General features: G+C 29.4%; 17 protein-coding genes. 11 read left to right on the top strand and 6 right to left on the bottom strand.

Going from position 1 to position 18,309, the window contains the following annotated elements:
- The first annotated feature begins 36 nt into the window (after positions 1-36).
- From ccoS to ABDX67_RS05020, 7 genes are read left to right on the top strand one after another with little or no spacing between them, the layout of a single operon-like run.
- Positions 37-210: a cbb3-type cytochrome oxidase assembly protein CcoS gene (gene ccoS, locus ABDX67_RS05050; RefSeq protein WP_347173881.1), complete on the top strand. Its 174-nt coding sequence runs from the start codon at positions 37-39 to the stop codon at positions 208-210.
- A 20-nt stretch (positions 211-230) separates the two neighbouring features.
- Complete coding sequence (gene ccoN / locus ABDX67_RS05045; RefSeq protein ID WP_347173880.1) at positions 231-2,426, top strand: cytochrome-c oxidase, cbb3-type subunit I; 2,196 nt, start codon at positions 231-233, stop codon at positions 2,424-2,426.
- A gap of 12 nt (positions 2,427-2,438) precedes the next feature.
- Positions 2,439-2,606, top strand: coding sequence for a CcoQ/FixQ family Cbb3-type cytochrome c oxidase assembly chaperone (locus ABDX67_RS05040; RefSeq protein WP_347173879.1), 168 nt, complete (start codon positions 2,439-2,441; stop codon positions 2,604-2,606).
- Positions 2,607-2,619: 13 nt separating this feature from the next.
- Complete coding sequence (locus tag ABDX67_RS05035) at positions 2,620-3,486, top strand: cbb3-type cytochrome c oxidase N-terminal domain-containing protein (protein ID WP_347173878.1); 867 nt, start codon at positions 2,620-2,622, stop codon at positions 3,484-3,486.
- A 30-nt stretch (positions 3,487-3,516) separates the two neighbouring features.
- The gene (gene ccoG, locus ABDX67_RS05030; protein WP_347173877.1) at positions 3,517-4,938 is read left to right on the top strand and encodes a cytochrome c oxidase accessory protein CcoG; all 1,422 of its coding nucleotides are present in this window, start codon (positions 3,517-3,519) and stop codon (positions 4,936-4,938) included.
- A gap of 12 nt (positions 4,939-4,950) precedes the next feature.
- A complete protein-coding gene (locus ABDX67_RS05025) occupies positions 4,951-5,406 on the top strand; it encodes a FixH family protein (RefSeq protein WP_347173876.1) in 456 nt (151 codons plus the stop codon).
- A complete protein-coding gene (locus ABDX67_RS05020; RefSeq protein WP_347173875.1) occupies positions 5,407-6,108 on the top strand; it encodes a sulfite exporter TauE/SafE family protein in 702 nt (233 codons plus the stop codon). It begins immediately after the preceding gene.
- Positions 6,109-6,278: 170 nt separating this feature from the next.
- Here ABDX67_RS05020 and ABDX67_RS05015 read toward each other — a convergent pair whose 3' ends face one another.
- The 5 genes from ABDX67_RS05015 to ABDX67_RS04995 all read right to left on the bottom strand — a co-directional run bounded on the left by ABDX67_RS05015 (position 6,279) and on the right by ABDX67_RS04995 (position 11,004).
- The gene (locus ABDX67_RS05015) at positions 6,279-7,193 is read right to left on the bottom strand and encodes a bile acid:sodium symporter family protein (protein WP_347173874.1); all 915 of its coding nucleotides are present in this window, start codon (positions 7,191-7,193) and stop codon (positions 6,279-6,281) included.
- Positions 7,177-7,818 (bottom strand): DUF4159 domain-containing protein, encoded by a 642-nt coding sequence (locus ABDX67_RS05010; RefSeq protein WP_347173873.1) that lies wholly within the window; start codon positions 7,816-7,818, stop codon positions 7,177-7,179. The genes ABDX67_RS05015 and ABDX67_RS05010 overlap by 17 nt, the downstream gene beginning before the upstream one ends.
- A 45-nt stretch (positions 7,819-7,863) precedes the next feature.
- A complete protein-coding gene (locus ABDX67_RS05005) occupies positions 7,864-8,577 on the bottom strand; it encodes a 16S rRNA (uracil(1498)-N(3))-methyltransferase (protein WP_347173872.1) in 714 nt (237 codons plus the stop codon).
- Between the two features lie 120 nt (positions 8,578-8,697).
- Positions 8,698-9,822 carry a GTP cyclohydrolase gene (locus tag ABDX67_RS05000; RefSeq protein ID WP_347173871.1) on the bottom strand — a complete coding sequence of 375 codons (1,125 nt, stop codon included), beginning with the start codon at positions 9,820-9,822 and terminating at the stop codon, positions 8,698-8,700.
- Between the two features lie 24 nt (positions 9,823-9,846).
- Entirely contained in the window at positions 9,847-11,004 is a 1,158-nt protein-coding gene (locus ABDX67_RS04995) for a transporter (protein WP_347173870.1), read from the bottom strand.
- A gap of 204 nt (positions 11,005-11,208) precedes the next feature.
- On the opposite strand from ABDX67_RS04995, the gene ABDX67_RS04990 reads away from it, so the two are divergent.
- Both ABDX67_RS04990 and ABDX67_RS04985 read left to right on the top strand, forming a co-directional pair.
- Complete coding sequence (locus ABDX67_RS04990; RefSeq protein ID WP_347173869.1) at positions 11,209-11,460, top strand: DUF4834 family protein; 252 nt, start codon at positions 11,209-11,211, stop codon at positions 11,458-11,460.
- A 1-nt stretch (position 11,461) separates the two neighbouring features.
- The gene (locus ABDX67_RS04985) at positions 11,462-13,873 is read left to right on the top strand and encodes a YfhO family protein (RefSeq protein WP_347173868.1); all 2,412 of its coding nucleotides are present in this window, start codon (positions 11,462-11,464) and stop codon (positions 13,871-13,873) included.
- A 2-nt stretch (positions 13,874-13,875) separates the two neighbouring features.
- Here ABDX67_RS04985 and ABDX67_RS04980 read toward each other — a convergent pair whose 3' ends face one another.
- Complete coding sequence (locus ABDX67_RS04980; RefSeq protein WP_347173867.1) at positions 13,876-15,555, bottom strand: helix-turn-helix domain-containing protein; 1,680 nt, start codon at positions 15,553-15,555, stop codon at positions 13,876-13,878.
- Between the two features lie 256 nt (positions 15,556-15,811).
- On the opposite strand from ABDX67_RS04980, the gene ABDX67_RS04975 reads away from it, so the two are divergent.
- Both ABDX67_RS04975 and ABDX67_RS04970 read left to right on the top strand, forming a co-directional pair.
- Complete coding sequence (locus ABDX67_RS04975) at positions 15,812-17,035, top strand: glycosyltransferase family 4 protein (RefSeq protein ID WP_347173866.1); 1,224 nt, start codon at positions 15,812-15,814, stop codon at positions 17,033-17,035.
- Positions 17,032-18,306, top strand: coding sequence for a glycosyltransferase family 4 protein (locus ABDX67_RS04970; protein WP_347173865.1), 1,275 nt, complete (start codon positions 17,032-17,034; stop codon positions 18,304-18,306). Before ABDX67_RS04975 ends, ABDX67_RS04970 begins: the two co-directional genes overlap by 4 nt.
- Positions 18,307-18,309 lie beyond the last annotated feature (3 nt).

Below are 18,309 nucleotides of genomic sequence, written 5' to 3'. Positions count from 1 at the left end.
AGAAACTGTATTTTTGAAATTCAAATCAGGCAAGATATGAGCGTTATATATTTACTACTTACACTAAGTATCTTAGTGGCAATCATTTTTTTTATAGCATTTATTTATTCGGTAAAAAGCGGGCAGTATGATGATTCGTATACGCCATCTGTTCGAATGCTGTTTGATGATGAATTAGTAAAAACACCAACCAAAAAAGAAACTAACTAGATATTAAATACAATTAAATTATGGAAATGCAACAGTTTTATTACGATAACAAGATCGTAAAGAAATTTATCTACGCTACTTTACTATGGGGAATAGTAGGGTTTACCGTCGGGTTAATGCTAGCTTTTATGTTTTTATTCCCAAACTATACTGACGGAATTTCGTGGTTAAGTTTTGGACGTTTAAGACCATTACACACAAATGCAGTAATTTTTGCTTTTGTTGGTAATGCAATTTTTGCAGGAGTTTATTACTCGCTTCAAAGATTGTTAAAAGCAAGAATGGCAAGTAACTTTTTAAGTAATTTTAACTTTTGGGGTTGGCAGTTAATCATTGTTGCAGCTGCAATAACATTGCCTTTAGGATACACAACATCTAAAGAGTATGCCGAATTAGAGTGGCCAATAGATATTGCAATTGCTTTAGTTTGGGTAGCATTTGGTGCCAACATGATTTGGACAATCTTACAAAGAAGACAAAGACATTTATATGTTGCAATATGGTTTTATTTAGCAACTTTTGTTACTGTTGCAGTATTACACATTTTTAATAGTTTGGCGTTGCCGGTAAGCTTCATGAAAAGTTATTCTGTGTATGCAGGAGTTCAAGATGCTTTGGTGCAATGGTGGTACGGACATAATGCAGTTGCATTTTTCTTAACAACACCTTTTTTAGGACTGATGTATTACTTTGTTCCTAAAGCTGCAAACAGACCAGTATATTCTTATAGATTATCAATTGTACACTTTTGGTCGTTGATCTTTATTTACATTTGGGCTGGTCCTCATCACTTATTATATACATCTTTACCAGATTGGGCGCAAAACTTAGGAGTTGCATTTTCTGTAATGTTATTGGCTCCATCTTGGGGTGGAATGATAAACGGATTATTAACACTGCGTGGAGCTTGGGATAAAGTAAGAACGGATCCTGTTTTAAAATTCTTTGTAGTTGCAATTACTGGTTATGGTATGGCAACTTTTGAAGGTCCAATGTTATCATTAAAAAATGTAAATGCAATAGCGCATTTTAGCGATTGGATTATTGCTCACGTTCACGTTGGAGCATTAGCTTGGAATGGTTTCTTTGCCTTTGGTATGATTTATTGGTTAGTTCCAAGAATGTTTAAAACAAAATTATTTTCTACAGGATTAGCAAATGCTCACTTTTGGATTGGAACATTAGGAATCATTTTATATGCATTACCAATGTATGTTGCTGGATTTGTACAAGCATCTATGTGGAAACAATTTAATCCAGACGGAACTTTAACTTACGGTAACTTCTTAGAAACCGTTAACGAAATTGTACCAATGTATTGGATGCGTGCAATTGGTGGAACTATGTTTATTATTGGAGCAATAATAATGCTTTACAATATAATTCTAACAATTAAAGCAGGAAGTGATGTTACCGATGAATTGGCCGAAGCACCTGCTTTAGAAAAAGTATCAAAATACAGAACAAAAGGAGAAGGATGGCACACTTGGTTAGAGCGTAAGCCAATAAAACTTACAATTTATGCAACTATTGCTATTTTAATAGGTGGTGCAGTTCAGATTATTCCAACTTTATTAGTAAAATCAAATATTCCTACAATTAGTAGTGTAAAACCATATACTCCTTTAGAATTAGAAGGAAGAGATATTTATATCCGTGAAGGTTGTGTGGGATGTCACTCACAAATGATTCGTCCTTTTAGAAGTGAAGTTGAGCGTTACGGAGAATATTCAAAGGCAGGAGAATTTGTATACGATCATCCATTTTTATGGGGATCTAAACGTACTGGGCCAGATTTACACAGACAAGGAGGAAAATATTCTGATAGTTGGCATTTAAATCACATGTACGATCCTCAGAGTACATCACCAGGATCAATTATGCCAGGTTATAAGTGGTTGATTAAAAATGAATTAGATAAGTCCGATACAGAAAGTAAAATGAAAGTAATGGTAACACTTGGTGTACCGTATACAGAAGAAGATATTGCAAACGCTCAGCAACATATGTTAGAGCAAGGAACAATTATTGAGCAAAACTTATATGCCGATCCTGATTTTGTAAAAAATTATGAAGCAGATAAAAAATATGCAGAAGATAATAATGAGCCTTTTGTTGAAATGAAGAATAGAGAAATTGTAGCGCTTATTGCGTATTTACAAAGACTTGGTACAGATATTAAGGTGAAAGATGTAGAAGCTTTATTAAACGATTAAAAATAGAAAATCATGTTAAAATTTGTAAAAAATCATATGGAAAGTATTACAGGGATAGAAATTTATCCAATGATTTCTCTGTTAGTCTTTTTCGGATTCTTTGTAGTGCTATTTTGGTGGGTATTTACCTCTAAAAAAGAATACATTAATAAAGTAAGTCAAATACCATTAGATAATTAAAAAATAAAAAGTAATGAAAAAATATATTATAGCAATCGTATCTGTTCTTTTCATTTTTGCCATGCCGTTTGTTTTCACAGAAATAGCGGATAGTTTTGAAGAACCATTCAACTTTTTGGATAATCCTTTACCAGGTTTAGTATTAACTACTTTTTTAGTAGTTGTATTAATGCTTGTCTTAATATTAATAATGGCACTTAAAAAAGTTCAATTATTAGAAAACGAGAAAAATGGAGTTATACCAGAAGAGTCTAAAAGTAATTATGCAGCTTGGGTAAAAGAGTTGTTGCAAAAATGGACAAATACAAAAGGAATTGATCAAGAAGAAGAAATTATTTTAGATCATGAATATGACGGAATAAAAGAGTTAGATAATTCTTTGCCACCATGGTGGGTGTATATGTTTTATGCAACTATCGTTTTTGCAGTTGTTTATTTAATTCGTTTTGAAGTAATGGACGGAGATAACCAAATAACGGAGTATAATAACGCCGTTGCAGAAGCTAAAGTATCATTAAATAAGTACAAAGAAACTGCAACAGATATTATTGATGTTTCTACAGTTACATTATTAACTGATGAAAAAGATTTAAGTAGAGGAAAAGCTATTTTTAATTTAAATTGTGCAGCTTGTCATGGTCCAGATGGTGGTGGTACTATTGGTCCGAACTTAACAGATGAAAACTGGATTTTAGGCGGTGGAATAAAAAATGTTTTTACAGTCGTTTCTAACGGAGGTAGAGATGGAAAAGGGATGGTTGCTTGGAATAAAATTTTAAAACCAATAGATATTGCAAAAGTTTCTAGCTATATTATTTCACTTCAAGGAACTACACCCGCAAACCCTAAACAACCAGAAGGAGAAGTTTGGAAAGAATAATTTTTATTGATTCTGAAATTTAATACATAAATGGAAACACCCGATAACGAACAGTTTAGAGATAGTATTGGTACCATCAATAAAGAAGGAAAACGTTCTTGGGTTTTTCCAAAAAAACCTAGCGGAAAGTTCTATAAGTACAGAAGTTATGTAAGTTATTTTTTACTAACGGTTTTATTAGTTTCGCCTTTCCTTAAAATTAATGGCAACCAGTTTTTACTTTTCAATGTATTAGAACGTAAGTTTAATATTTTTGGGTTTCCGTTTTGGCCACAAGATTTTCATTTGTTTGTTATTTCAATGATAATTGGTGTTGTTTTTATTATACTTTTTACCGTTGTTTTTGGTCGGATATTTTGTGGATGGATTTGTCCGCAAACTATTTTTCTAGAAATGGTTTTTAGAAAAATAGAATATTGGATTGATGGTGATAGAGGAAAACAAATTAGACTTAGTAAACAACCTTGGAATGCAGAAAAAATAAGGAAAAGAGTTTTAAAATGGAGCATCTTTTTTATCATTTCTTTTATTATAGCTAATGTGTTTTTAGCCTATTTAATTGGTGGAGACACACTTATTGAATACATCACTAGTTCTCCATTTGATAATTTAAATACATTAACATCATTATTAATTTTTACTGGAGTTTTCTATTTTATATTCGCTTGGTTTAGAGAGCAAGTATGTATTATTGCTTGCCCGTACGGAAGATTACAAGGTGTTTTATTAGACAATAAAACCATTAATGTTGCCTACGACTTTGTTAGAGGAGAAAAGGAAGTAGGAAGAGCAAAATTTAAGAAAAATGAAGACAGAGAAGCTTCTGGAAAAGGAGATTGTATTGATTGTTTTCAATGTGTACATGTTTGTCCAACAGGAATTGATATTAGAAACGGTACACAATTAGAATGTGTTAATTGTACAGCTTGTATTGATGAATGTGATGATATGATGGAAGCAGTTGGGCTTCCAAAAGGATTAATTCGCTATGCAAGTGAAGATAATATAGAGAAAAAAGCGCCTTTTAAACTAACCGCTAGAATGAAAGGTTATTCTGCAGTGTTATTTATTTTAGTTGGTATTTTAATTGGAATGTTATTTTTAAGAAATGATGTTGAAGCAACTGTATTAAGATTGCCAGGTCAATTATATCAACATAAAGAAGGAGGTATGATTAGTAATGTGTACACATTTAAAGTCATCAATAAAACAACACAAGATATTAATGATGTAAACTATAAGTTGCTTTCTCATAAAGGAACAATTGAATTGGTTACACATAAAGATTTTTCTGTACCAAAACAAGGCTTAGCTCAAGGTACTTTGTTTATAGAAATTCATAGTTCTTTAATGGAGAAAGATAAAATTGAGCTTAAAATAGGAGTGTTTAGCGGAGATAAATTAATAGAAACAACAAAAACCAATTTCTTAGGACCAAGAAGTTATCGATAAAAAATTTTAAAAATGAAGATTAAATTAAATTGGGGATTTGGAGTGGTAATAGCTTTTATTGGCTTTATTAGTTTTATTATGTATTTTATTATTACGATGAGTTCTGATAATAAATACAGTTATGATTTAGTTGCAACAGATTATTATAATCAAGAATTAAAATTTCAAGATAATATAGACGCAACACAAAACGCAAAAAACTTAAAAGAAAATATTAAGATAGAACGCGTTAAAGAAGGAATGAAAATTATCTTTCCTAAAGAATTTAAAGTACAAGATATCAAAGGAAAAGTGTTCCTATACAGACCATCTAATAAACAATTGGATTATGAAATGCCTATCGCACTTTCAGATTCATCTTATTTGCTCATGCCTGACAAACGTTTATTGGATGGTCGCTGGAACATTATCGTCAAATGGACGTATAATCAACAAAGTTACTTATTTAAAAAAGAAATTTTCTATTAAATGTTGTTTTCGGCAATAATTTTTGGACTTTTAGGCAGTTTCCATTGTATTGGAATGTGTGGTCCAATTGCTTTTATGTTGCCAGTTGATAGAACAAATAACGCTAAAAGGATTTTACAAGTTTCTGTATATCATCTTGGTAGGATGTTTTCGTACGGGGTTTTAGGATTACTTTTTGGTTTTTTAGGAAAAGGATTTTACCTTTTCGGATTTCAACAATATTTATCTATAATAATTGGTGTTTTAATGATCTTGATGGTTGTATTACCAAAAAAAACAATCAATAGATTTAGCATTACAAAACCGATTTATAAAATCCTTTCAGGAGTTAAAAATAGATTAGGAAAAGAATTAAAAAAGAAAAAAACAGACACTTTTTTTACCATTGGTTTCTTAAACGGGTTTTTACCTTGCGGATTGGTTTATATGGCAATTTTTGCTTCTATAGCAACAGGAAGTATACTTGAAGGAAGTTTGTACATGGTTTTATTTGGATTAGGAACTGTTCCGTTAATGACGGCTTTTGTCTATTTAGGAAACTTTACAACAGGCTTAGTTCGAAAAAGAATTCAACAATTTATTCCAGTAGCGGTTGTGGTAATTGCCGTGTTATTTATTTTACGCGGAATGGGTTTAGGAATTCCGTATGTTTCTCCAATTCATGTTCACGAAATGGTTGATGGCGGACAAATGTGTCATTGATTTAGTTAGAAAGTTAGAAAGTGAAAAAGGCGCAAAGTAACAAAGGATTAAAGTTTCAAAGGCTAAAAGAAGAGAAATTTTAATCTTGTAAAGTGTGCGAAATTTTTATTTTTGATAACTGATAACTGATAACTGATAACTGATAACTGATAACTGATAACTGATAACTGTTACTTTTTCCTTCCCCAATACGTAGCCAAAGCCATTCCAGAAAAAACATCCCAGATTCCCCAAAAAGCCGCTAGTAAAGCCATTCCGCCTAAACCTTCAAAAAAACCAAAAATTAATAGTAACCCTAAACCACCATTCTGAATTCCGGTTTCCATAGAGATTGTTTTTCTATCTTTTTTGTTTAACCCAAAAGCTTTAGCAGTATAAAATCCAAGTACAAAAGCAAAGATGTTATGAAATATTACAAGGAATAAAACCAAGTGAATATAATTCATAAAAATATCTAAGTTTTGAGAAAATGCCACAAAAATTAACGCAACAAAAACCAACATAGAAAGTGGTTTTAATACTTTTTCTATTTTTTTTGCCATTTCTGAATGATAATGTTTTACCAACATTCCGGCAATTAAAGGAATTCCTAAAATTAATAAAACGAGTTTAAATAAATCATAGGGATTTAACTCTACGGTTTGTAAAATGGCGTTTGTTGGTTCATATAAACTTCCCCAAAAATGTAGATTAAAAGGCGTCATAAAAATGCAAATCAATGTTGCAAAAGCTGTTAAACTAACAGATAAAGCGGCGTTTCCACCAGCCATTTTACTAAAAAAGTTAGAAACATTTCCGCCAGGACAAGCTGCAATCATCAACATTCCTAATGCAAAACTTGGATGAGGTTTAAGCGCTAAAATTATTAAAAAAGTTGCTGCAGGCAATAAGATAAATTGAGAAAGAACACCAACAAAAACTATTTTAGGATTTTTAAATAAGCGTTTAAAATCATCAATAGTAATTCCTAGTGCAACACCAAACATAATGATGCCAATAGCAATATTTAATACCCACAAACCGCTAGCATCAAAATGAATTTTAATATCGTCTATATTAGTAATTTGATCAATGTTTAAAGGCATATTCTATAATATTTGAACCCATTTTTAAAGCTTTTTCTCGTACTTCTTTAGAATTATTGTGTACACTTGCATTTTCCCAGCCATCACTTAAATCTGATTCGTAATCATAAAAACAAATTAATCTTCCTTCGTAAAACAAACCAAAACCTTGTGGTGGTTTTTTATCGTGTTCATGAATTTTCGGCAAACCATTTTTAAAAGTAAATGTTTGGTTGTAAATAGGATGATTTTTAGGAATTTCTTGAAATTGCAAAGTCGGAAAAACTTTTTTCATTTCTCTTCTAATAAATGTATCTAAACCGTAATTGTCTGAAATATGTAAAAAACCACCAGAGATTAAGTAATTGTGTAAATTTTTGGCTTCATCTTCAGAGAAAAAAATGTTTCCATGACCAGTCATAAAAACAATTGGATAATTTATAATATCTGGATTTCCTACAGCTACAAAAGTTGGGTTTTCCTTAATTTTTGTGTTGCTATTGGTGTTTGCAAATTCAATTAAGTTTGGTAAAGCTGTTGGATTTGAATACCAATCTCCTCCGCCATTGTATTTTAATACTGCAATTTCTTGTGCATTTGCAAAAAATGAAAAACTAAAGAAAATGAAAATAAAAAAATTCTTCATCAAGTAAGTTATAATTGAATTTGAAGCAAGATACTAAAATATAAATCAATTTATTTCATTAATCAAAGCAACAGTTTGAGCAGCTACAACACCAGCAGTTTCTGTACGTAATCTACTTTCTCCTAAAGTAACAGGAATGAAATTAGCAGCTAATGCTTTTTCAATTTCAGCTGGATTAAAATCTCCTTCTGGACCAATTAAAATGGTAATATTTTGAGTTGGTTTTATGGTTTTTGCAAATGATTTTTTGTCTTGTTCTTCACAATGCGCAATAAATAAATGGTCTTCAAAATTTTGTTTGATAAAATCAGAAAATTTTATGGGTTCATTCAATTTTGGTAATACAAATTTCAACGATTGCTTCATTGCAGATTGTAGAATTTTTTCTAATCGATCCCTTTTTAAAACAGTTCTTTCTGAATTTGCACAAATGATTGGTGTAATTTCATCAATACCAATTTCTGTGGCTTTTTCTAAAAACCATTCGAATCTGTCGCTATTTTTTGTTGGTGCAATGGCAATATGCAACTTGTAGTTCCAAGGTTTTGGTTTTGTTTCTGAATTTTGAATTTCTACCAAACATCTTTTATCATTAGCTAAAATGATTTTCACAGCGAACAATTCATTTTTTCCGTTAGTGATATGTAAAATATCGCCGTCTTTTTTTCGCAATACTTTTACAATATGTCGGCTCTCTGTTTTATCGAAAGTAAACTGAGAATCGTTGGTTGATATGTTTTTATTATAGAATAATTGCATTTTTTGTTTTTAAGGTTCAGAGGTTCAAAGGTTCAGAGTAGCAAAGTTGCAAAGTGAAAAAGTTACAAGTTTTATTGTTTTCTAAGTTTCAAAATTTTAGTTTTTCCTAATTCCTAATTCCTAATTCCTAATTCCTAATTTATAAGTTCTACGTCTTTTGTGTGTAACGGGATTAAAATTCCTCCAAATTTTATGGATTGCTTCATTGTCTTCTAACTCTGGAGTTCTAATCATTTCTTTTACTCCTTTTGCTATACAGACTTTTGCGTATTCATTAAAAATAATTGCGGTTACACCTTTGTTTTTATAACTGTCTTCAACTCCAATTAAATAAGTTGTTACAGTTTTAGGTTTTTTTCTAGCCTTTAATAAATGAAAAATTCCGAACGGAAATAACTTTCCGTTTGCTTTTTGAAGTGCTTTAGAAAATGAAGGCATAATAATAGCAAAAGCTACTAATTTTTTATTTTCATCTACCACAAATTTTATAAATTCTGGATTGATAAAACCGATATAACGTTTTTTAAAATGTTCTATTTGTGTGTTAGAAATCGGAACAAAAGAAGATAATTTCGAATACGTTTTGCTAAATAAATCAAACATTTCATCCACATAAGGCATAATGTCTTTTGTGTTGGTAAAATTTAACGGAGTAAGTTTATATCGATGTTTTACAACTTTTGCAATCCTATCATAATAAGCCGCATCAATATTGCTAATTAGAAACTTGTTTTCTAAATATTCTTTCTCTTTTTTATATCCTAATTTTTCTAAATGCTCTTTGTAATACGGTTGAGAATACCACGTAATCATGGTTCCGATATGATCAAAACCTTCAACTAAAACACCTACTTTATCTAAATTAGAAAAACCAACCGGACCTTCAATATATTCTAAGTTATTTTGAAAACCGATTTCCTTTACTTTTTCAAGTAAAATTCTACTAACTTCTATGTCATCAATTACATCAAACCAACCAAAACGCATTTTTTGAATGCCTTGCTTTTCAGTTTCATATTTGTTGATGATTGCTGCAACACGACCAACAATTTTTTCGTTTTTAAGAGCGATAAAAAAACGAGCTTCTGCATGTTCAAATGCTGGATTTTCATTTTTATCTAACGTGTCTAATTCGTCTTTTATTATTGGTGGAACCCAAAATGGATTTCCTTTATAAAGCGAAAAAGGAAATTTAACAAATTGTTTTAAATCCTTTCTTGTAAAAAGTTCTTTAATGGTAATCATAGGTTAAATATACAAAACGTTCAATTACTTAGTATCGTTTTTTGTTTCGTCTTTTTGTTTGGTGTCGTCCTTTTTCTTAGTGTCGTCTTCTTTTTTGTTTTTTCGTTTTAAAAAACTAAAGAAACCACCTTTTTTCTTTTTAGTATCTTTCTTTTTTGTGGTAGATTCTATTCTTTTTCGAACAGGTTTTTTTCGATCATATTTTTTTTCATTACTCTTATCTTTCTTTTTAAACTTAAAGAAATCTAACAAACGACCAAAAAACTTTTTCTTTTTTGTTGAAACTGGATCATCTTCTATAATTACATTTCCTTTTTCGTCTAACAAATCAAATTCTGGAACATGTCTATCTAATCGAAACGAAAATCCAATTCCAGTATAAAATTCAGTTGTTTTTCCGTTAAAATTTAATCGAGTAGAAGCATCAATCTGAAAATGTCTACCAGATAAATAGGCAATTCCAGTTCCGAAATCAGTATTAGTTTGATACTTGTTATAACTTCCTTGATGTTCTAAAAAAGTACTCCAAGTTTCATTAAAAGCATAGGTTCCTGTAACGATATAAGCAAATTCTGAATACGAACTTCCAATATTATCATAGTAAAGATTAGTAACAATATTTAATTTTTTAGATAAATTATTTTGAAGTAAAACTCCAAATTTAGGCGTTAAACCTTCTAATTTGTAAATGTTGTTTACCAAGTTTGAGTTAACGCCTACATAGATGGCTACAGACGGAATTGCTCTTTTCCAATCAAAAGCATGTCTGCGTTTCCAACTTCTTATTTCTTTAGATTTGTCTTCATATTCTTGATGAAAAAATAAATATTTTGCACCGAAAGAAAAATCGCTAACTCCTGTTGTAAAATAATCAGAAGTAAATACATTTTTAAAAGCTACTTTATCGCTTTGAAGTGTAAAATTTGTGTTGAACTCTAATTTATCATCAAAAAAGCTAGTTCTAAAAACCATATTATAGCCAAAAGATCTTGGAATGGTAAAGGTTCTAACAATTTGAGATGAATTATAAAAAAAACCAGTTTCTAATTGATAAATACCAGAGCCAACACTATACGGACTTTCAGAAAAACCAGGCCTGTTAGAGTTAATAACATTTGTGTATTGAGCATTTAAAAGATAACTGCTACATATAAAAAAGAAAAAAAGAATCTTTTTATTCATATTCATTTTTGGGGTAATTCATCATCAATGCTCTGTCTTTTTGCAGATAAACACAAACATACAGCAAAAAAAGCATACGTCATATTTATGAAATTGCTTTTTTAAACTTTTGGATTGTTTTTTGTATAATCTTAACGTTAAAATTGCTGTCAAATTGTTACTTTTGAAGGAATTTTTGAATCATAAAAAGCAATAACAATATAAATGGGTTTATTAAGAACAATCGCTATTATTTTATTAGTGTATTATGTGCTTAAATATTTGACTAAATTATTTGCACCAATTCTAATGAAAAGAATGGTGAATAAAATGCAGCAAAAAGCACAAAATCAACATCAAAAGCAACAAGAACCAAATGTAAAAGTTGGTGAAACTATTATTGATAAAAAGCCTGTAAATAAGAATCAAAGCAATAATTCTGTTGGAGAATATGTTGATTATGAAGAAGTAGAATAAGATGAAAATTAAAAATACATTCCCATATATTATAGCGATTCTAATTTTTGTAATTGCTTCTGTTTTATACTTTAATCCTGTTTTAAAAGGAGAAAAAATAAAACAAAGTGACATTACTCAGTTTAAAGGAATGTCTAAAGAAATTGCAGATTATAGATTAGAAAAAGGAGAAGAACCTTATTGGACCGGATCCGCTTTTAGCGGAATGCCAGCGTATCAATTAAGTGCATATTATCCGAATGATTATATTAAAACTTTAGATAGTGCTTTACGGTTTTTACCAAGACCAGCAGATTATGTTTTCTTATATTTCTTAGGATTCTTTTTATTGTTAACAGCTTTAAATACCGAATGGGAATTGGCAATTTTAGGTGCTCTTTCCTTTGGCTTTTCTACCTATTTAATTATCATTTTTGGAGCAGGTCATAATGCAAAAGCACACGCAATTGCATATATGCCAATGGTTATGGCTGGCGTAATTTGGATTTTTAAACAAAAATATTTACTCGGATTTATTGTTACGTCTATTGCAATGGCATTAGAAATATATACGAATCATCCTCAAATGACGTATTATTTAGGTTTTACGTTATTAATTCTTGGTATTATAAAATTGATTGAAGCAATTCAGAATAAAAGTTATGTTCCGTTTATAAAACAATCAGTAATTATTGTTTTTGCAATGATATTAGGACTTGGTGTAAACGCTACTCGTTTACTAGCAATGAAAGAATATGCAAGTTTTAGTACGAGAGGGAAAACGGAATTAACAATTGAACCAAACGGTTCTCCAAAACAAGTAACAGATGGTTTATCTAAAGAATATATTACAGAATATAGTTACGGTTTAACGGAAACTTTTAATTTATTTATTCCGCGTTTTATGGGTGGCGGAACGTATGAAAAATTAGGAAAAAACTCTAGTTTCTATGAAACCTTAAAATCGCATCCACAAATTGGGCCTGTTCAAGCATCCCAAGCGTCAAAACAAGTTTTTACCTATTGGGGAGATCAAACAATTATAGAAGCACCAGCTTATATAGGTGCAGTTTTAGTGTTCTTGTTTTTTCTTGGCGCGTTTTTGGTAAAAGGAACTTTTAAAAAATGGTTGGTTGCTGCAACTATTTTTTCAATTGTATTAAGTTGGGGTAAAAACTTTGAAATTATTACCAACTTATTTATAGATTATGTACCGCTATACAATAAGTTTAGAGCAGTTTCTTCGATACAAGTAATTGCAGAAATTTGTGTTCCGTTACTAGGAATTTTAGCCTTAAAAGAATTCTTTTCTAAAGAAATTTCTTTGGATGAGAAAAAGAATGCATTAAAAAAAGCATTTTATATTTTAGGCGGAATTGCAGTTTTCTTTATCCTTTTCGGTTCAAGTTTATTTGCTTTTGAAGGATTTAGAGACAATAGTTATGAGCAAATTCCTGGTTTGATTGAAGCTTTAATTTCGGATAGAAAAGCAATGTTATTTCAAGACAGTTTACGTTCATTGATTTTGATTTCAATTTCGTTTGCAATTTTATGGTTTTTCCTTAAAAATAAAATGAATCAAACTAAAACAATTGTTGGATTTGCAATCATCATTTTATTTGACTTACTTTCTGTAAATATCAATTATGTAAATAAAGATTCGTTTGAAAAAGCAAGAAATATTGAAAAACCTTTTCAATTAAATGACATCGACAAGGAAATCTTAAAAGATAAAAGTTATTATAGAGTCGCCAATTTTCCAAGTCCGTTACAAGATGGAAGAACATCGTATTTTCATAATTCTATTGGTGGTTATCACGCTGCTAAAATGGGACGTTATCAAGAATTGTTTGATTATCAAATAGTAAAAAACAACATGGAAGTGTTGAACATGTTAAATACCAAATATTTTATCTTTCCAGATCAAACAGGTAATTTAAGTGTACAAGAAAACCCGAATACAAATGGTAGCGTTTGGTTTGTGTCGAACTTAAAATTAGTTACTACTGCTGATGAAGAAATAAAAGCATTAGATTCTTTAAAAACAAAACATGAAGCAGTAATTGACACAAGTAAATTTGATGTTAAAAACAATTTTGAAAGAGATTCTACAGCAAGAATTAAACTCACAAATTATGATGTTACAGCGCTAACTTATGAATCTAATTCTACAAAAAATCAGTTTGCTGTTTTTTCTGAAATTTATTATAAAGACGGTTGGAATGCTTATGTTGATGGAAAATTAACGCCACATTATAGAGTTAATTATGTGTTGCGTGGAATGGAAATTCCGGAAGGAAAACATACAATCGATTTTAAATTTGAACCTACAACAATTAAAAATGGAAACACAATAACATTAACTTCTTACTTTTTGTTATTGATAATTCCGATTGGATGGTTTTTTGTTGAGAAAAAGAGAAAGAAAGAATAAAATTAATCCTTTAGAGATTTGATATATTCTGACGGAGTTACGCCAACTTCTTTTTTAAAAGCTCTTGTAAAAGCAGACGCATTTGTGTAGCCAATTTCTTCTGCTAAATACTGAATTGTATATTGTTGGTATTGTTTTTTTGTATTTAATTTTTTGATTAAATAATCAATTCTAAGTTTTGTAATATATTGTTTAAAACTTTGATTTTTTGTGTTGTTAATAATATAAGAGAGGTAAGAAGTATTTGTTTCTAGTTTTTTTGCCAATATATTTATATTGAAATCACTTTTTAAGAATTCAGTTGATTCTTCTAACTCATCAAGTTGCTTTAAAATAGTTGCTTCCAGCTCTTTTTCTATCTTATATTCTTTCTTTGGATGTGATTCTTTTGTTTGAATTTCATTCAATATGAAGTCAAAACTCTCTTTGTTTTTTCTTCTTTTCTTTTTTGATCTATTAACTAAATAAACAATTAGAAAAATAGATAAAAGGCAGATAAATAGCAGTTGAATTAAATGGGTTTTACGCTCTAAATTTATAGTCACATCATTATTTTCTTTAATTTGATTAAAGTTATATTTATAATGAGATTTATTAATTTTACTTTTGTTTAAAGTTAATTCAGACAATTCTTTTAACCCCAATCGCGAATATTTATAAGCACTATCCGTTTTTTGTAAATTGTTATATTGATTTGCTAAAACATCATAAATAATAATTTTTTTATCTTTTGAAATAGTTGCGTTAGTAGCATCAGAATATAAAAATTTGTTAGCGTAAATTAGTGTTGAATCTTTTTTGTTTAAATTATAGTAAATCAAAGATTTATAAAAACAAATATCTTTTGTAATTCCAGAATCTACATTGTTAATTAAAGATAATTCTTCTAAAGCTTTCTTAAATTCCTTTTTTAGAATTTGAACTTTAGTTTTTCTTAAAGTGTATAATTGTTTTGAATTTTTATTTGGAGGATTAAAACCTAAGGCAACAGAGTATGCTTTTTTATAATATACACCAGCAGAATCTAAATAACTTTTTACCGAGTCTTTTCCGATGTTAAAAAAATTATCGCCAATCATGTTTAAATTACTAGAATGTAATACTTTTAAATGATTGAAATAATATGTATTGTCGTTACTTAGTTTTTGTAATTCAGTGTTGGTTTCTTTAAGAATCTGAATAGCTTCATTATGTAGACCAAGAATTTCTTTTATGCCTGCAATATTATTATTTACACCCAATTTATGAAGATAATAATACATATTTCTTTCAGGAATGGTTTCTATTATTTTCTTTTTTTCTAGAAGATATTGAAAAGCTTTATCATATTTTGCTTGATTTTTTTTAATCCAAAACAACCTATTATACGCTGATAGTAATATTTTATAATTACAAGAAGTAGTTTTGCTTTTTAAATCTTCAATAACTTTTAAGCAAATTTTTTCAGAGGTGTCAAAATCGCCACTCTTATAATAAGCATTTGCTTCACTTATAATTCCAAGATTTTTTGTGCATGGGTCATTCGATTTTTGACTTTCTTTTGCGTAGTAGAATAAACTATCAATATTTGTATTTCCAAATTTTTCAATTTTTTTCGTATAGCTTTTATTTAATTGCTCAGTTTGAGCCATAGAAAATGAACAGCTACATAAGAAAAAAATAAGAAAAAAATTATATTTCATAAAAAAACATTAATATTTAATGAGGTAAATTTTAACTGTGCTTTTTATAAAAAGCGGAATACATAATTATATTAAGGTAAATATAATAGGTATATTTATACTACCAAATAAACCGGTATAAATATATTTGGTATGAAAAGGGAATAAAGAGAGCGAAAGCTCTCTTTTTTTATTTGAGAAGTTTAAAATGTTAATTTGATTGTATACATTTGGTGCTTGTTATAAAGCACTTAAAAATAGCATTAGCACAGAGAATATGAACATAGGAATGTTATTAAATGGAAATTATCCGGCAGATATTAGAGTTCGTAAAGAAGCAGAAACTTTAGTGGAAAATAACCATTCGGTTTTTGTTTTGTGCAAAAAAAATCCTAACGAAAAAGAGTACGAAGTTGTAAACGGAGTTCAAATTATTCGTAAAATAGAATATCGAAATTTAGCACATGAAGGTATTATTGATGTAATTGCTTCAGTAGGTTTTGTCCATCCTTTTTTTAAAAAACAGCTAGCTTACTTTATCAAAGAAAATAAAATTGATGTACTTCATGTACACGATTTACCTTTGGCAAAAACTGCTTTTCTGGCAGCAAAAAAGAGACATTTAAAAATGGTACTGGATTTGCATGAAAATTATCCAGCAGCTTTAATGACATGGTTCTCTTGGCGTAAAAATCCAATCATCAGAATAAAAAATAACTTGTTTTTTAGTTACAATAGATGGCGAAAATACGAATCTAGAATCATTAAAAAGTTTGATGTTTTAATTACAGTTGTTGATGAAATGAAGCAACGATTAATTGAGCAACACAATATTTCTGAAAGTAAAATTGTGATTGTTCCAAATTCAGAGAAAAAAGAATTTATCAAGAATTTTAACGCTGCTACCACCAATTATTTCAGCAATTTAGAAGATAAATTCATTATTTCTTATGTTGGAGGATTTGGTCCACATAGAGGATTGCATACTGCAATTTTAGGAATGAAAGAAATTTCTAAGAAAATTCCGAATGCTTTTTTAGTATTGGTAGGTCCGGCAAATAATGATGTTAGAAATCATTTACAAAACATTATCATTGATAATAATTTACAAGATTTTGTTGAAATTAGAGGAAGCGAACCTTTTAATAATGTTGTGAATATTATGAAGAATTCTTCCGTAAACATCATTCCACATATTTCAAATGAACACACAGAAAGTGCTGTTCCGCATAAGTTTTTTCAAATTTTATTATCAGGAAAACCATTATTAGTTTCTGATTGCGCTCCGATGAAAAGATTGGTAAATCAATATGAAATCGGCACTTATTTTGAATCAGAAAATCCACAGAGTTTTGCAAAAGCAATTGAAGAAATCTATACTGATTACGATTCTGCAATGCAAAAAGCAAAGAAAGGAAATGACGAATCTTTAAATGGTGAACTTAATTGGGAATTTACTTCAAAAAACTTAGTACATTTATACAATAACTTAGGTAATTGAAAATACTAATTATTACATATTATTGGCCACCATCTGGCGGTTCTGGAGTGCAACGTTGGTTGAAATTTGTAAAGTATTTACAAGATTTTGGAGTTGAACCTGTTGTGTATACGGTTGATAATCCAAAATATCCAATTTTAGATGTTTCTTTAGAAAATGAGATTCCGAAAAATATCACCATTTTAAAACAACCCATTTGGGAGCCAAACAATATTTTATCATTTTTTAAAAAGAAAAATACGCAACAATCAGCAGGGTTTTTAAATCCAAATCCTACTTTTTTTGGAAGAATATTACAATATGTTAGAGCTAATTATTTTATTCCAGATGCACGAAAATTTTGGATAAAACCCTCTGTTAAGTTTTTAAAAAAATATGTAAAGGAGCATAAAATTGATGCAGTAATTACTTCTGGTCCGCCGCACAGTTTGCATTTAATTGGTTTGGAATTAAAGAAAGAATTGAACATCAAATGGATTTCTGATTTTAGAGATCCGTGGACAGAAATAGATTATTTTGAGCAGTTACCATTGACCAAAAAATCAATTCAAATTCATCAGCAATTAGAACAAGAAGTTGTTGAGAATTCGGATGCAGTTTTAGTTATCGGAAAAACAATGAAAGAGAATTTCTCTAAATTTTCTAAAAATATTCATGTTATTACAAACGGATTCGATAATGACATCAATTCTGCATCAATAACTTTAGATAAAAAATTTACAATTACTCATGTTGGTTTAATGAATGCAGATAGAAATCCAATTTCATTATGGAAAACAATTTCTGAAATTTGTAAAGAAAATGATGCTTTTGCTGCTGATTATCAAATTCAATTTGTTGGAAAAATAGCATCAGAAGTTAGAGAAAGTTTAAAAGAATATCAAATAAAAAAAATTACAGATGTTGGATATGTTTCACATCAAGAAGTGACCAAGTATCAACAAAAATCGCAAGTTTTATTGTTAGCAGTAAACAATGTAAAAAGTGCAAAAGGCATTATTACTGGTAAAATATTTGAGTATTTACAAGCAAAACGTCCTATCTTAGCTATTGGACCAATTGATGGCGATTTGGCTGAAATTTTAAAAGAGACTAATTCAGGAATTATTGTAGATTTTGATGCTGTAGAAAACTTAAAAAAAGAAATTCTGCAATTATATAACTCATTTAAGAATAGAGGTTCAGAGTCAAATTCTAGCAATATAGAGCAATATCACCGAAGAAATTTAACAGAAAAATTAGCCAATATAATTAAAGAAACCGTTTCGTAATTT

This window comes from Polaribacter uvawellassae (assembly GCF_039748955.1).
Classification (GTDB): domain Bacteria; phylum Bacteroidota; class Bacteroidia; order Flavobacteriales; family Flavobacteriaceae; genus Polaribacter; species Polaribacter uvawellassae.
The sequence above is the reverse complement of the archived record's forward strand: the minus strand, read 5'-3'. Positions and strand labels throughout refer to the sequence as shown.